Here is a 16,719-nt window from a genome sequence, read left to right as displayed (position 1 = left end):
AATAAACGTTCCTCATATTTGAAAGAGTCTGAAAGAGTCTATTAGCTATAATCAAAAAAAATATTTTAGGGATAGATTTGAAAATAGCAATAATAGGAGCAGGAGCAGCGGGAATAATTGCCGCCATTACTGCCAAAAGATTAAACAAAAATTTACAAATAGATTTATTTGATGCAAATAAAAGTATAGGTAAAAAGATATTGGCTTCGGGAAATGGAAGATGTAATATCTCAAATACAACAATCACTTCAAAAAACTATTTAGGTGAAAATCCTGATTTTGTAAATTTTGCATTAAAAGAGTTTGATTTTAAAGCCTTTGAGAAGTTTTGCAAAAGTATTGGACTTTTACTTGATATAAAACCAAGTGGAAAAGTATATCCTTTGTCAAATGAAGCAAAATCAGTAGTAAATCTTTTGGAACTAGCCCTAAAAGAGTTGAATATAAATCTATATTTGGAAACTTTTATAAAAGATATAGAAAAAATAGAAGATAAATTTGTGATAAAAACACAAGAATTAGAATACAAAAACTATGACAAAGTTCTAATCTCAAATGGTTTAGGAGCAGCTCCACAACTAAATGCAAATGAGACTGGTTTAGCCTTTGCTTCAAAATTTGGACATAGTTTCAACCCAACTTATCCTTCACTTGTAGGACTTCAAACTGAAAATACTTATAATGGAAAACTTCAAGGTGTAAAAAAAGAGTGTAATGTAAGTCTGTTTATAAATGGAAATTTGGAACAAGAGATTTTTGGAGATGTATTATTCACAAGTTATGGAGTTTCAGGTTTTGCAATACTTGATATTTCACAATTAGCAGCTTTAAACTTGAGCCAATACCAAGATGTAAAAATTGCTATAAATTTCTTTCCCAAAATAAATAGAAATGACTTAGCCGACCAAATACAAAGCCTATTTAAAAACCTACCAACTCAAAAAGCAGTAGATATTCTAACGGGAATGGTGTCAAATAAAATAGCACCAGTTTTATTAGATATTTGTAAAATTGATATAAATACAAAAGCCTCTGATATAAATGCAAAACAGATAAAAGCAATAGCATTTCAATTAAATCAATGGAAACTAAAAATAATAGACACCCAAGGTTTCGGTCACGCAGAAGCAAGTGGCGGAGGAGTAAGAACTGCTGAGGTAGATAATAAAACTTATGAAAGTAAGTTATGTAAAGGTCTATTTTTTGCTGGTGAAGTTCTAGATATAGTAGGAAATAGGGGAGGTTTTAATCTTCAATTTGCGTGGGCTAGTGGGTATTTGGTTGGAAAATACTTCGGGAAATAAAATAGTAACTTTTACTAAATTTGCGATTTCAAAGGATATCTTCTGGAAAATATAAATGTACTAATTAAAGAAATAATTGATATTGAAAGTAATGTAAGAAATCATATTAATACAAATAGATACCAAAAGGATTTAATATTAAATTTAGATGATTAGAATCAGATTTGTAGTTCATTAGATGTTATAGGAGATACTATATTATCTATAAAAGATTATATTAATATGGATTATCCTGAAAGAGTAGGTTTACAATATATTTGTACCTATGGAATATTACAAGCACTTTTTATTCAACAAGATGCAATAAGCCAACTATCATTAGTCTTTGAATTGGATTATGAAATTGGTGAAGTATTATTAAACATAAGAAAATTAAGAAATGCTTCAATAGGACATCCTACAAATAATAATGAAAAAAAAGTAAAATACTTTAATTATATTTCAAGAATGACATTGTCCAAAGAAGGATTCTCCTTACATAGAAGTTCAGAAAATAATAGAATGGAATACATTGATATAAATCTGATAGAAATGTTATATGAACAATTAAAAGAAGTTAAAACTAAATATAAATATATATCAAATAAGTTAGACGAGGTGGATTTAATGCATAAAGAAAAATATAAAAATAAATTAATTTCAGATTTATTTCATTCAGGAATGAGTTATCAATTTGAAAAGATTGCACAAGGATTACACAATTCAGATACTTATAGATTATTTGGTAATAATATGTTACTTTCATTAGAGAAAACATTTATAGATTTTAAAAATCTAATAGAAGAGCGAAATGAAATGAATGAATATATTCAGTATGATTTAGAAGAATATTTTTTTGCAATTAAAAAACTAAAAGAATATTTTCTTACTAATAATATGGAAGAGTTTGAGGCTAATATATATTTATATTATTTAAAAGATAATTGTAAACACTTTGTAGATATGGCAAAAGAAATAGATTCTGAATATGAATAAGTGAGCATTTTCAAAATAGCGTAAAGAAAAATCAAATTAAATCTGTTAAGAAATTTGAACTGTTTGAGCGACTGAGCGAGTTTTCAAATTTTAAGATTTCATTTGATTTTTTAGCTATTTTGGAACTTCGCGAACGCTTTTCTTTTGCTTACTTTTCTTTACTAAAAAGAAAAGTGAGAAGCATCACCCTTATTTTCAATTCACCACATAAATAATAACCGGAAGTAAAAACAACACAGCAATAGTACTTGATGCTGTCATTACTGCTATTTCATCTGCTGGTCCATTAAATCTTAGAGCAAAAAGATAACTAGCTGAGGCTATTGGCATTGAGTATTGAATGATTAAAGTATCTATTAATATTTTTTCAAAATTTCCAAAAGAAAAAGTTACATAAACTACTATAAAACCAATAATAACTCTTGCAACACCCATTCTTACAGCTTTCAAATTTTGCATGATTTTTATACCAACCAATGAAGAACCAAAAGCTAAAAGTAATAAAGGTATTACGATTCCACCTAACATATGACAAACATCTTCTACGATATTTGGAACAGGTGTTTGAGTTCCTTTTAAAACTAATGCTATGATTAAAGCATATAAAATAGGTGTTTGTAAGGCTTTTTTCAGATTTAGTGAGTTATTTGCAAGCCACAATCCAATAGTAAAATGATAAATATTAATCAAAGTAGAAAAAGTAATAGCATAAACAAATGCCGTTTCTCCTAACAATACATAAACAATTGGCAATCCAAGTCCACCTGTATTTGGGAAAATAAAACTTTGAAGAAATGGTCTTATTGGCTTTTTTTCAAGTTTTAAATAAAGCATTGTAAATATTGTATAAATAAAAATAATAGATGTTCCATAGATCAAAATAGTTATCATATTATCAGCAGTTAAATCTTTATTGTTTATAGAAGCAATCAATAAAGCAGGAGTTCCAAGGTTCATTATCAAAGAGCTAATCATATCTTTATCAAAAGGTAACTCTTTTTTCTTCCAATAATAACCGATAATTATAAGTATTACAATTGGCATAAGTTTATTAAATAATAGTTCTATCATGGTAACTTCTTTATGTATTTTTGCAACTATAATCAATTTAATATATAATGTCAAATAATACAAAATTATATACTATATAATGGATAACAATATGGAATCAGCGCTTTTAAAAGTTTTTGTAGCAGTTGCAAATAAAAAAAGCATCTCTTTGGGTGCTTCAATTTTAAACTTCACCCAATCAAATGTAACACTTCGAATTAAACAATTAGAAAAAAATCTTGGATATTTACTATTTCATAGAGTTCCATCAGGTGTGATTCTTACAAAAGAGGGTGAAAAATTATATCCTTTGGCTGTTGAAATAGTAAAAAAAGTCGAAGAAGCTGAACTTAAAATGAAAAATATCACCCATCAAGAGATTCTTCGAATTGGTTCAGGACAAGCAAATGTAGCTTTGAGATTATTGCCTTTTATTGAAAAACTTAATAAAAAATACCCAAATATGGAATTAGAACTATATGCCAATGCAAATCCTCAAATTTTAGAGAAGTTGTTGGATTATAAACTTGATATTGCTTTTATAACAGGAGAGCCAAACCATAAAGATTTGATGATTTTAAATAAGTTTGATGATGATTTGTATTTAGTGGAATCAAATAATAAAAAAAGTGCAAATTGTTTAATAGGCTATAAAAAAGATAGTTCACACTATAAGTTTTTAGTAGAGTATTTCATTCAAAATAATAATGCAGATTTTAAAACCATATTTATTGAAAACTATGAAGTTATGCTTGGATGTGTAAAAGCGGGAATGGGAATCGCTTATGTTTCTAGAAATATTATCGATAAGTATAATTATACAAATGAGTTGAAACTCACTAAAATACCAAATGAACCACTAACTCATCTAATATGTAGAAAAGATTTTATACCAATGATTGGGGATTATTTAAAAAAGATAAAGTTATTATAAAAGCATAGATTTTAAAATCTATCTTTTAAAATTTTGAGTTTTGAAATTTTTCCAAACTCAAAAACACCTTTATCACAAAAAAGTCTATTTTCAAAATCAAGTTTTAAAGGTTTAACATTTTTAAAACTTTGATTTTCGTAAGTAAAACAAATATAGTTTTTATCAAGAATCGCTTTTTGCAAAAATCTAAACTCTATATTCATTGATTCTCTTTATTTATCTCTTCAACTTCTTCATTTCCCCCAAGAGTGCTATACAAACTTACTCGATTTGTTAAATCTTCTTGGTATTTACTAATCAAATTTTGTTGGGCTGAATATAAAGTTCTTTGCGAAATTAGAACATTTAAATATGAACCAGTTCCTATTTTATAAGCTCCAAGTGCGAGGTCATAACTTTTTGATACAGCGTCTACAAGTTCTTTTTGTTTGTTTATTTGCTCATTAATTGTGGCTCTAGTTGCCAGTGAATCATTTACTTCTTTAAAAGCTGTTTGGATAGTTTTTTCATATTGATTTAGGGCTATATCTCTTTGAGCATAAGTATAATCCAAGTTTGCACTATTTTGTCCACCGTTAAATATTGGAAGAGTTATATTTGGTGAAAAAGACCATACGCTTTGAGCTCCTCCATCAAAAAGTGATGAGAGTGATTTACTAGCAATTCCCGTATTTGCAGTTAGTGAAATAGATGGGAAAAATGCAGCTCTTGCCGCACCTATATTTGCATTTTTTGCTTTTAGGTTATGTTCTGCTTCCATAATATCTGGTCGTGTTAATAAAACTTTTGATGAAATTCCAGCTTTTACAATCATCAACCAATTTTCATACTTTATAAACTCTTTTGGTAAAAGCTCATCATTTAAAGGTTGAGCAATTAGTAGTTCTAAAGCATTTTTATCTTGTTTTATCATTGTGTTATATGAAATAACATTTATTTGTGCTTCTTTTAATGCGGCACTTGCATCTAATACATCAGCTTTTGAAATCACACCTGCATTAAACTTTTTTTGTGTTAGTTCATGTGCCTTTTGTAGATTTTCAACTGTTTGATTTGATAGTTTTAATTGTTCATTATGGGTGGCTAATGTAAGCCACGCATTAATTGTTTCAGAGATTAGACTAACTTTTACTGTATTTGCTGCAAATTGTGTTGAAAGATAGCTTTGTAATGCACTTTCATTTAAACTCTCTACTTTTCCAAATAAATCTATTTCGTAAGAAGCTGATATATTTGCAGAATAATTATGTGAAGTTGTAGTTCCATTTGAAGAGTTTATATTTCTTGCATGACTTACATCACCATTTGCATTAACATTTGGAAAACTATCTGCTTTTGTTATACGATATGTTGCCCTTGCTGATTGAATATTTAGAAGGGCTATTTTTAAGTCTTTATTGTTTTTTATGGCTAGGTCAACAACTTTTTTTAAAGTATCATTTTGAACAAAATCTTCCCATGAAGGTTTTATTTGAGTTAAATCTTCTTGAGTTTTTGCCTCAACTGGATTATTCCATTCAAGGGGAATAACTTTGGAATCTTTTGGTTCTAGTTTTGGCTCTAGGGAAATACATCCAGTAAAAAGAGTTGAAGCAAGGGCTATTGAAATGGTTCTTTTAAACATTTTGTCCTGCCTTTTTTGATGAAAAAACTTTTTTAATTAAAACAAAAAATAAAGGAACAAAAAATATTGCAAAGATAGTTGCGGTTAAAGTTCCACCCACAATTCCTGTTCCAATAGAAATTCTACTATTTGCTCCAGCTCCCGTTGATAATGCTAGTGGCATGATTCCTGCAATAAATGCTAAAGAAGTCATAATAATAGGTCTCAATCTAAGTGTTGCTCCCTCAATAGCAGCTTCTAATAAAGGTTTTCCATTTTTATATGCGGTATCCACAAACTCGACAATTAAAATAGCATTTTTAGCAGCAAGTCCAATAGTAGTTAAAAGGGCAACCTGGAAATAAACATCATTGTCTAAACCTCTAAAATAAACAGCTAGAACGGCTCCAATTACACCTAATGGAACAACCAATAATATTGAAAATGGTACAGACCAACTTTCATATAAAGCTGCTAAACATAAAAAGATAATTAAAATAGAAACCGTATAAAGAAGCCCTGATTGTCCAGTTGATAATCTTTCTTGATAAGATAGTCCACTCCATGAATGCATAGTTCCATTTGAGAGTTTATCTGCTATTTTATCCATCTCGTCCATCGCAACTCCAGAACTTATTCCACTTGCTGCTGAACCTTGAATTTGGTATGAAGCAAATCCATTGTAACGAGTCAATTCTTCTGGACCATATTCCCATTTTGTAGTTGCAAATTCTGAAAAAGAAGTCATTGTTCCACTTGCATTACGGATTTTCCATGTATATAAATCTTCAGGTTTTGATCTAAATTGAGAATCACCTTGAATATAAACTCTTTTTACTCTTGATCTATCAATAAAATCATTTACATAAATACCAGCCCACGCAGCACTAAGTGTATAATCAATATTATTCATAGAAAGTCCTAACGAGAGTGCTTTCTCGGTGTCATATTCTATTTTTAATTGAGGAGTGTCTTCTGTTCCATCTGCTCGAATAGAATTGATTTTATTATTTTGAGCTGCATCTAACAATATTTTTTCTTTAACTTCTGCTAATGTTGTTCTTGATGTTCCAGCATCAGCTTGAAGTTGAAATTCAAATCCATCCGTTGAACCTAAACCTTGAACAACAGGAGGATTCATAGAAATAACTCTTGCATCACGAATAAAATAAGGTGATTTTGGATCAGCAAAAGTTTTAGCTGCCCTTTGTCCAATAGCATCAGCGTTATTATTTGTATCAGGTCTTAAATCCCAACTTTTTAAAGAGACATACGCTGTTCCTACATTTTGTCCACTACTATTACTACTATATCCAGAGATTGTAAAAATACTATTTATATTATTTGCTTCTTGGGTTAAAAAATACTCTTTTATTTTTTCTGCAACTTCAACAGTTCTTGATGTAATTGCTCCAACTGGTAGAGTGTATTGCACCATTAAACTACCTTGATCTTCTTTTGGTAAAAAACTTGTAGGAAGTTTTATAAAAACAAAAATTAATAAACCAATAATAATAAGATAGGTAACCATCCAACGAATAGGCATTTGTAATACTTTATTAACTCTATTTTTATATCTAAGAGTAAGAGCATCAAATTTTTGCCCAAACCAATGTGTAAATCCTTTTTGTTTTTCATTTTCATTATGAGGTTTTAATATGGTTGCACATAAAGCAGGAGTTAAAGTCAAAGCAACAATAACTGAAAGTACCATAGAAGAAATGATAGTTACAGAAAATTGTCTATAAATAACTCCCGTTGAACCACTAAAAAATGCCATTGGTAAAAAAACTACTGATAAAACAGTTGCCACACCAACTAAAGCGCTAGTGATTTCTTTCATTGAAACAATAGTTGCTTCTTTTGCACTAAGTAGTTTTTCTCTCATATTTCGTTCAACATTTTCAACTACAACAATCGCATCATCAACTAAAAGTCCAATGGATAAAACCATTCCAAACATTGTTAGAGTATTGATTGAATATCCTAGAATATTTAAAATACCAAAAGTTCCAAGTAAAACAACTGGAACTGCAATAGCAGGAATTAGTGTTGCTCTCCAGCTTTTAAGAAAAACATACATTACAACAACAACTAAAAAAATTGCTTCAAGAAGGGTTTTAACTACTTCACTAATAGAAGCTTGAATAAAAAGTGTTGTATCTCTTGGATACTCTATTTTGTATCTTTGTGGTAAACTTGATTCATATTTATTTAAAAATTCTTTTATACTATTAGCTGTTTTTATAGCATTTGCCCCAGAAGCTAATTGAATAGCAATACCAGAAGAAGGCATACCATTAAGACCTGTAACATTACTATACGATTGAGCACCTATTTCAACTCGTGCTACATCTTTTAATTTAACAAAAGAACCATTTGTATTGTTCTTTACAAGAATATTTTCAAATTCATTTACAGTTTTAAATTTTGATCTTGCTGTTACAGTTACTGCTAATTGTTGATTATTTACAACAGGTAAAGCTCCAAGTTTTCCAGCTGATGCTTGAGAATTTTGATCGCTAATTGCAGATTCTATATCTGAGGGCATTAGGTTATATGCTTCAAGTTTTGTAGGATCTAACCAAATACGCATTGCATATTGTCCCCCAAAAACTTGAACTTCTCCTACCCCATCAAGTCTTGCAATACTATCTTGAAGATTACTGATTAAATAATCAGCAATATCCGTTTTATCTGCTTTTCCTGTTGAGTCATACAATGAAGCTAGTAATAAAAAGTCAGTTTGTGATTTAACGACTCTAACTCCTTGTCTTTGTACATCATCAGGTAAACGAGAAAGAATTTGTTCAACTTTATTTTGCACTTGTACTTGAGCAATATCTGGATCTGTTCCTTGTTGGAATGTTACTTTTACCCTTGAATTTCCAGAAGAACTACTGCTTGATGAAAAATAAATCATTCCATCAAGACCTGTTAGTTGTTGTTCAATAATTTGGGTAACACTATTTTCAACAGTTTGTGCAGATGCTCCTGTATAAGTTGCAGAAATATTAATTTGAGGTGGTGCAATATCTGGATATTGTTCCATTGGAAGTATATAAAGAGAAACTGTTCCTGCAATCATAATTACTAAAGAAATAACCCAAGCAAAAATAGGTCTATGAACAAAAAATTGTGCTAACATTTTAAGCCTTTAGAACTATTTTTATTATTTAGTTTGAACATATTTACTACTTACATCAACAGGATTAACTTTACTTTTTTCATTGATTTTATTTAAACCTTCAATAACAATTTTATCATTATTGTTAATTCCACCTGTAACTAACCATTTATTTCCAATGGCTCGTTCAATAGTAATCATTTGCTTTTTAATAGAGTTATCTTCTTGTACAAGTGTAATAATAGGATTTGCTTTTGAATCCCTAGAAACTGCTTGTTGAGGTAATAAAAATGCTTTATTATCAATTGCTCCTTGAACTGTTGCTTTTACAAACATTCCTGGTAATAAAATACCTTTTTCATTTGGAAATAAAGCTCGAAGAGTTACAGAACCTGTACTTTCATCAACTGCAATTTCTTGAAGTTGTAATTCACCTTTATGTTCATAAATACTTCCATCACTTAATGTTAAAGATACTTCAGCATTTCCCTTTTGAATATTTTCTTGACTTAAAAGTTTTCGTAAAGCTAAAAGTTGAGTATTTGATTGACTTAAATCTACATAAACACTATTTGTATCTCTAATAGTAGCTAGCGCATCAGTTTGATTTTGTGATACTAATGCACCTTTTGTTACATTTGAAATACTAATGTATCCAGAAATAGGAGCTTTAATATTTGTTCGTTCTAAATCAATTTTAGCACTTTCAAGACTTGCTTTTTTTTCTTCAACCAATGCTTCTGCTTGAAGATATATAGCTTTTGCATCTTCTGCTTCTTGTTTTGAAGTACCATCAAATTTTAATAATTCTTCATATCTTTGACTTTTTGTTTTGGCATTTTTTGCATCTACTTTTGCACTTTCAAGTGAAGCTTTCGCTTGAAAATAACTAGCTTGATATGTTGCTGAATCAATTTGATATAAAATTTCACCTTGGGTTACTAGGCTTCCTTCTGTAAAAAGTTGTTTGGTTATAATCCCACTAATTTGTGGTCTTACTTGAGAAACTAATTTTGCTTTAACTCTACCTGTTAATTCTTGTTGTAAAGCAATGGCTTGTTCTTGAATTGTAATAACACCAACTTCAATAGTTGGAGCTTGTGTAGTTGGGATTTTATCTTCACAACCACTTAAAATTATCCATGAAGCTGTTATGAAAATAAAGAGTTTGGATTGTTGTAGCACCATGCAACCTTGATAATAAATTTAGAGATTGTATTGTATCTATATTAATAAAATATTAATAAGTTAGATGAAGTAGAATTTAGGAATTTTAAATTCTATATTCATTTGAATCTTTTGGCGCTTCATTTCTATCTGTTTTTGTGTAGTCCCTTTGTACTTTGGCAACTCTTATTCGATAATCTTCAAAAATTCCAGCATTACCTTTATCTTGAGCAATTCTATGTTCAAATAAATTTCTCCAAATTTCTATTGATTTTTCATCTTCCCAAAATGATAAACTTAAAAGTTTATTTTCATTTACTAAACTTTGGAATCTTTCAATAGAAATAAAACCTTCTCTATTTTGTAAAAAATCTTTTAAAGTTGAGGCAATTTTAAGATACTCTTCCTTTCCTTCTTTTGTTGGATAAACTTCAAAAATTACTGCGTACATAAAATTCCTTTTTTATTGAATTTGAGGATTTGATCTTGACCAAGAGATGATTTTTCTATCTTCTTGAATTATATGATGAACAAGGGCAATATCTATTATTTTTGCTAACTCTTTTTCAAAAATATTTTCATCCATAGTTGGAAGTTTTTTAACAAGAGTATTTATTTTTTCAATTATATTGTGATGTAATAATTTATGTTCTTCAAATGAAGGATATTCTATTTCTTGCATAAATTTTTCTTCATGTTTAAAATGTGTTTTCATGTAATCATACAAATCAGTTAAAACTTCTTTTATTTTTACATTTCTTTGAGTTGCATCAACTTCTATAAACGCTTCTTCTGCAATATCAAAAAGTTTTTTATGTTCAGCATCAATTTTTGGATTTCCAACACTATAAATTTCTTTCCAACCAAAATTTCTTTTCAAATCAGAAAGTGAAGTATTCCAAAGTTGAATTTTTTTGTCTTCTAAAACAATATGTCTTATAAAATATTCTTCAATAAAAGTAAAAAGAGATTTTTCTATTTCTTGCAATTCTAATTTATTTAATTCTGAAATCAAAGTTGTAAGCATATTTAACATATTTCTGTGAAGAAGTTTATGATTGGTAAGTTCTGGATAATCTAGTTCTTCCATATATTTTTGTTCATTCGAAAAATGAGTTCCCACATAATCAAAAAGTTTTGTGATAACGTCTTTTAATTTATTTTTAACTTTTTCATCATCTTTTAGTCTTGAAATACTCATGGCTTCTCTTGCTATTGTAAAAAGCTTTTGGTGTTCTTTATCAATTCTGAAATTATTGATATTGTATTCCGATTTCCAAATTATTGAATTGGAATTTAATTTGCTGTTCATGAAAGCCTTTAATATTTTTTTTCGTTACTTTTATTATAGATTTAAATTATTAATACAAGCTTTATTTTAAGATAGTTTACTATAATACATGAAAAAATAGGAAGCATTTTAAGATGAGTAATATTGATATTATAGAAAAACCAATGACACCGGAACAAGAAAAGTTAGTACAATCACAATTTAATACAAATGTTGCTTTTTTCGTACATTTAAAAGCATACAATAATAGTGTAAGGGAAGAGTTAGAAAAAAGATTAACAGAAGTTTTTTTCTTTTCAAGGGGAATTGACTGGAAATTTGATAGTTTTGGAATAGAAAAAACAGGTTCAAGAGGAACAGATGTTTTAGGTTATTTTATTTTTAGAGCTATTGAAGTTGAGAAGTTACAAAAATTATTTATTGAAGAGTTTAAAAACTATGATAATGCAATAAAAATCACTTGTTCAGTAGCAAAATATGAAAAAGTTGAAGAGAGTTTTTTTGAATTAGAGATATAAAAGAGGAGACTCTTTTATATCATTTTATTAATCATTTAAAAGCTCTTTTATCTTTAAGAATTTATCCAAATTATTAAAGAAAATATCTATTAATTTAGGGTCAAAATGTTTGCCTTTTTCTTCTTTTAATAAATCATATATCTCTTCCAGATTCCAAGCTTTTTTATATACTCTATCATGGGCAAGGGCATCAAAAACATCTGCAATTGCAGTAATTCTTCCATAAATATGAATATTTTCACCACTTAAACCTCTTGGATAACCACTTCCATCCCATTTTTCATGATGTTCTCTTGCTACTATTGCTGAAGCTTTTAAAATATCTCTTTTTGAATGTTTTAACATTTCATAACCAAGTTGTGCATGGGATTTCATAATCTCAAATTCTTCAGGAGTTAATTTCCCTGGTTTATTTAAAATATTATCAGGAATACCAACTTTTCCTATGTCATGCATTGGGCTTGCTTGTCTTAATAGATTTGCTTCTTTTTCATCTAAACCATATAAAATAGCAAGAATATATGAATATTCTGCAACTCTTTTTACATGAAGTCCTGTTTCTTGTGATCTTGTTTCTCCAATTGCACCCATTGTAAAAACAACTTCTTTTTGAGTATTAATAATCTCTTCATTTAGATTAATAATATCTGTGAGGTCGTTTAAAACATTGATATATTCAATGATTTTGTTTTTTCTTATTATTGGATAAAAGTTGGTTCTTGTAATAAATACTTTTCCTTTTTTACTTATATTATGTAAGATATTACTTGTATTTTTCCCATCTTTTAATTGTTTAGATATCTTTTCACAATCACCATTTTGTTGATGTTTTGGATCAATTAATTTTTCCCAGTTCATCCCAATAATTTCATCTTTATCATATTCACTTAGTTTTAAAAATTTATTATTTGCATAAGTAATGGTGTTGTTTGTATCTATTTTTATAATTGCCACAGAAGTATTAACTGCATTTTCATATTGTTTAGTATAGTTTAGATTATCATCTAAAGTTTTACTTGTATTATCAAGTTCATATTTTAAAAGAATTTTATATTCTTCAAGTTCTGTTACATCATGTCGTATTCCCAAAAACTCTCTAAACTCACCATTTTTATAATAAATTGGAGCTATATCAGAAAGAACATGATATGCACTACCATCTTTTTTTCTATTTTTTATTAAACCATGCCAGATTTTGCCTGATTGAATGGTATCCCATAATTCAGTATATTTATTTTTATCATTATCTTTATGTCTTATAATATTATGGTTTTTACCTATTAGTTCTTGTTGTTTATAACCACTTACTTTTTCAAAATTTTTGTTAATATAAGTTATTTTACCTGTTTCGTCGGCTGTTGAATAAATAGAAGATTCACTTACAATATTTTTAAATTGTTTTAAATAATAGTTGTTTTCATCGAGTTTTTCACTTGTTTTTTTGATAAGTTTTGTTAGAGCATTTAGTTTTATATCTTTTTTTGAAGCTAAAATATCATCATCTTCAAATTTAAGTTTTTCTTTTTGAATATTTTCATTTAAAGTCACAAAAGTTGTAGTGATATTTAATAAGTTATTAGAAAACTCATCTTTGTTATGGAAAAATTCTCCATAAGCTATAAACCCAAAAGTAGTTCCTAAGTTATTTAACATTTTAATTTCTTTATTAAAAAAAGAACCAGTCATTTGTCTTCTTGCTGCACAAGAGTATATAAAAACTGACTCTTGAACATTATGGTATTTTGATATTAATTCTTGTTTATTTTGTTCTTTTATTGAATCAATATTTGCAAAACCAAATTTAACTTTTTCATTTTGTTTAATTTCTCCTGCAAAGTTAATTGAGCCTTCTTTCTCATCATAAGCTATTAATGCCCTTGCAATATGTACTTTATTTTCTTCATAAATAAGTGGAAATTCGCCTCCATATTCAATTAAATTATCAGCAATATTGTCTCCTAAATATTCTTTATATACATCAATCGCTCTTTTATTATCAATTGTATAAACTGTGGAATTTATTGCTTTTGTAATAAGCATTTCTTTGCCTATTGGTTCCCAATTAAATAAGTAATTTGTTTGAACATCCAAAATATCTGAATTAATAGCTACGAATACTAAATCACAATCTTCTGTTTGATTTGAGAAAATATCACATCGTTTATTTGGATAATAATTTCCTGCATTTCCACCTACAACTACGATTGTTGGATGTATTTTATTGATTTCTTTTAGAAGAGTTGAAGCGTCAAAAGTAAAAAGATTTGTAATTATAATTAATAGTTTAGTGTTGTTTTGTATTAGATTCTTTGACAAATCGATTATAATATCACTTATATTTGAATCTTTATACCCTTTTGAAATAGTATTAGAGGCTTCAAATATTGAAAATGAAATTATAATCTCATTATCAATTGTTTCTCCATTTGATATAACTCCTTCTGTTGATGCACCTATAATAGCGCTGTTATATAAAGACTTTTGTAATAAATTTTTAATTTCTTTAATAGTTTCTAATTCATTTTCTGAATAAAAAATTTGGATTAAAAGATTATTTGAATTTCTGATTTTATTTTCAAAGATAAAGTTTTCTAATTTTTGTTTATTTTCAAATTTATGATTTATTGTAAACATTGTATTTTACCTCTTTTGATAACCTAATTTGATTTGTTATCTTTGTAAATTAATTTATTGATGCAGGGAAAGAGTTTAAAAACTCTCCCATGTTGAATCTTCATGTTTTGAAGATGTTATTTTTTTTTCTTTTTTTTCTTGTTTTTTTGAGAAGTCTTTTTGAGAAGTTAAATCATGAGTGGATTTTTTTTCTATGTTTCTGGCTTTTACTTCATATTTACCTTTAAACTCTTTTTCATCTGCGCTACTTACAACTAATTTTGCAATTTCATCAGTTAAAACTGCTACATCATGAGTTTGTGATGCCACCATAGCATTTTGTTGAGTTTGTTGGTCTAATTGAGTTACCGCATCGTTAATTTGTTCAATTCCTAAAAGTTGCTCTTTTGAAGCATTTTGAATATCTGAAATTAGATTTATAGTTTGAGAAATATTTTCATTTAATTGTTTATATCCATTTATCATATTTCCAGCTATTTCTTTACCTAAGTTTGCTTTTACAGTTGCATTTTGAACTAAATCTTTTATCTCTTTTGCAGCTTCTGCTGAACGTGATGCAAGGTTTCGCACTTCAGCTGCAACAACTGCAAATCCTTTTCCAGCTTCTCCTGCAGTTGCTGCTTCTACGGCTGCATTTAAAGAAAGAATATTTGTTTGGAAAGCTATTTGGTCAATTACGGTAATTGCTTCATTTATAGCTGTAACTTGAGCATTGATTTCATCCATTGAAACATTTGTTTGATTTGCTAATTTTTCACCATGTGTTGCTGATTCTGTAACATTGTTAGAAAAACTTGCCATTTTCGCAATACTTTCTGTGTTGTGTCTGATATTACTTGTGATTTCTTCTAAGGCTGCTGCTGTTTCTTCAAGGCTTGTAGCTGCTTCATTTGAACTAATATTTAGTTTGTCAACATTTCCTAATAAAATATTTGAACTTTCATCTAGAGTTAATCCATTTGATTTATTTTCAATCAACATTTGAGTAATAGAATCACCAAGTGTATTTACGCCACCTGCAAGTTTTAAAAGATGTTCTTTTATATCATTTGTTGAAATTTTATTTAAGTATTGATATTGTGAATACTCTTCTAAAACATGAAGAACATTATCAATATTTGATTCAAGATTATCAGCCATTTTATTTAAAACATCTTTTAGTTGCATTAATGATGGATTTGAAACATTGATGTTTAATCTTTGGCATAAATCACCTTGTTCAAATTCTCCTAAAACACTAATTGTTTCATCTATTAGTCTTCTATCTTCCTCTACGCCTTTTTTGGTTTTAGAGATATTTTCATTTACAACTCTTGACATCTCTCCAAACTCATCTTTTGCACTATCATCAAGTAAAGAAACATCATTAATTTCTCTGTTTAAATAACCAAAGAAAGTAAGAAGACCATCTTTAAATGAATTTAATGAATTAACAACGATATTTGATATAAATATTGAAATTAATATAAAAATTATAATAGCAATAAAAGCAAGAATTGTTAAAGTATTGTCCAACAAGCTAAATGCTTCATCCCTTAAAACAACTGCACTTTTATTTATTTCAATGATTTTATCTTCTAATTTTAGACCTGTTTTAGCCATTTCAGAAATTTTGCTTTTCATTTCACTTGATTCTAGTATTACACCATCATTAAAATCTGCGATTCTTTTTTCTGAAAGGTTTTTGAAATCATTAATATATTCTTTTGAAAAAGATAAAATTTCATCACTTAAGTTTCTATTTTTTTCTGTAACTAATTTTTTCTTTAGTTCCATAACATTATGGTCCAATTCTTCAAAATTACTAAGAACAATCTTTTTATTTTCTTCATTTGGATTTCGTAAGAATTGATAAATAGAAATTCTACCTTTTAATAAATCTTGAATAAATTCATCAGTAGTAATTGCAACATGATTTCTCGTGTTTGCTAAATTACTATAATATTTATATATAAAAGCCGAAACCACCACAATCAATACAAACAATACGGGAAATAAAAAGAGTTTCTTTTTTGTACTCAAATTTCTTAACATAAATAATCCTTAGTAAGAAGTTGTATAATAATATTTATCATTACACAAAAATTATTTTTAAAATATTTCCTAAAGAAAATAA

General features: G+C 28.0%; 13 protein-coding genes. 4 read left to right on the top strand and 9 right to left on the bottom strand.

Annotated features, from left to right (window positions below):
- Positions 1 to 77 precede the first annotated feature (77 nt).
- Complete coding sequence (locus tag ASUIS_RS13305) at positions 78 to 1,304, top strand: BaiN/RdsA family NAD(P)/FAD-dependent oxidoreductase (protein ID WP_118887558.1); 1,227 nt, start codon at positions 78 to 80, stop codon at positions 1,302 to 1,304.
- 222 nt (positions 1,305 to 1,526) lie between these two features.
- Entirely contained in the window at positions 1,527 to 2,279 is a 753-nt protein-coding gene (locus ASUIS_RS13300; protein WP_118887557.1) for a hypothetical protein, read from the top strand.
- A gap of 195 nt (positions 2,280 to 2,474) precedes the next feature.
- On the opposite strand, the gene ASUIS_RS13295 is transcribed toward ASUIS_RS13300, so the two are convergent.
- The gene (locus tag ASUIS_RS13295) at positions 2,475 to 3,350 is read right to left on the bottom strand and encodes an AEC family transporter (protein WP_118887556.1); all 876 of its coding nucleotides are present in this window, start codon (positions 3,348 to 3,350) and stop codon (positions 2,475 to 2,477) included.
- A 91-nt stretch (positions 3,351 to 3,441) separates the two neighbouring features.
- Here ASUIS_RS13295 and ASUIS_RS13290 point away from each other — a divergent pair, with 91 nt between their 5' ends.
- The gene (locus tag ASUIS_RS13290; protein WP_118887555.1) at positions 3,442 to 4,263 is read left to right on the top strand and encodes a LysR family transcriptional regulator; all 822 of its coding nucleotides are present in this window, start codon (positions 3,442 to 3,444) and stop codon (positions 4,261 to 4,263) included.
- Positions 4,264 to 4,274: 11 nt separating this feature from the next.
- Here the strand turns inward: ASUIS_RS13290 and ASUIS_RS13285 are convergent, their stop codons facing one another.
- The 6 genes from ASUIS_RS13285 to ASUIS_RS13260 form a co-directional block, all read right to left on the bottom strand.
- On the bottom strand, positions 4,275 to 4,466 hold the full coding sequence (locus ASUIS_RS13285; protein ID WP_118887554.1) for a hypothetical protein: 192 nt from the start codon (positions 4,464 to 4,466) through the stop codon (positions 4,275 to 4,277).
- On the bottom strand, positions 4,463 to 5,887 hold the full coding sequence (locus ASUIS_RS13280; RefSeq protein ID WP_118887553.1) for an efflux transporter outer membrane subunit: 1,425 nt from the start codon (positions 5,885 to 5,887) through the stop codon (positions 4,463 to 4,465). The genes ASUIS_RS13285 and ASUIS_RS13280 overlap by 4 nt, the downstream gene beginning before the upstream one ends.
- Positions 5,880 to 9,014 (bottom strand): efflux RND transporter permease subunit, encoded by a 3,135-nt coding sequence (locus ASUIS_RS13275; protein WP_118887552.1) that lies wholly within the window; start codon positions 9,012 to 9,014, stop codon positions 5,880 to 5,882. The genes ASUIS_RS13280 and ASUIS_RS13275 overlap by 8 nt, the downstream gene beginning before the upstream one ends.
- A gap of 24 nt (positions 9,015 to 9,038) precedes the next feature.
- Positions 9,039 to 10,178: an efflux RND transporter periplasmic adaptor subunit gene (locus ASUIS_RS13270; protein ID WP_118887551.1), complete on the bottom strand. Its 1,140-nt coding sequence runs from the start codon at positions 10,176 to 10,178 to the stop codon at positions 9,039 to 9,041.
- 88 nt (positions 10,179 to 10,266) lie between these two features.
- Positions 10,267 to 10,611 (bottom strand): antibiotic biosynthesis monooxygenase family protein, encoded by a 345-nt coding sequence (locus ASUIS_RS13265; protein ID WP_118887550.1) that lies wholly within the window; start codon positions 10,609 to 10,611, stop codon positions 10,267 to 10,269.
- A 12-nt stretch (positions 10,612 to 10,623) separates the two neighbouring features.
- Positions 10,624 to 11,472, bottom strand: a complete 849-nt coding sequence (locus tag ASUIS_RS13260; protein WP_118887549.1) for a bacteriohemerythrin — start codon at positions 11,470 to 11,472, stop codon at positions 10,624 to 10,626.
- A 113-nt stretch (positions 11,473 to 11,585) separates the two neighbouring features.
- Between ASUIS_RS13260 and ASUIS_RS13255 the strand changes: the two genes are divergently transcribed.
- Positions 11,586 to 11,969: a hypothetical protein gene (locus ASUIS_RS13255; protein ID WP_192894408.1), complete on the top strand. Its 384-nt coding sequence runs from the start codon at positions 11,586 to 11,588 to the stop codon at positions 11,967 to 11,969.
- 27 nt (positions 11,970 to 11,996) lie between these two features.
- On the opposite strand, the gene ASUIS_RS13250 is transcribed toward ASUIS_RS13255, so the two are convergent.
- Together ASUIS_RS13250 and ASUIS_RS13245 are read right to left on the bottom strand one after the other, a co-directional pair.
- A complete protein-coding gene (locus ASUIS_RS13250; protein ID WP_118887548.1) occupies positions 11,997 to 14,603 on the bottom strand; it encodes an HD domain-containing phosphohydrolase in 2,607 nt (868 codons plus the stop codon).
- A gap of 75 nt (positions 14,604 to 14,678) precedes the next feature.
- Positions 14,679 to 16,637 carry a methyl-accepting chemotaxis protein gene (locus tag ASUIS_RS13245; RefSeq protein WP_118887547.1) on the bottom strand — a complete coding sequence of 653 codons (1,959 nt, stop codon included), beginning with the start codon at positions 16,635 to 16,637 and terminating at the stop codon, positions 14,679 to 14,681.
- Positions 16,638 to 16,719: the final 82 nt, after the last annotated feature.

It is taken from the genome of Arcobacter suis CECT 7833, from assembly GCF_003544815.1.
In the GTDB taxonomy this organism is placed as follows: domain Bacteria; phylum Campylobacterota; class Campylobacteria; order Campylobacterales; family Arcobacteraceae; genus Aliarcobacter; species Aliarcobacter suis.
Note: the sequence above shows the minus strand (reverse complement) of the source record. Positions and strands in the feature narration are given on the sequence as shown.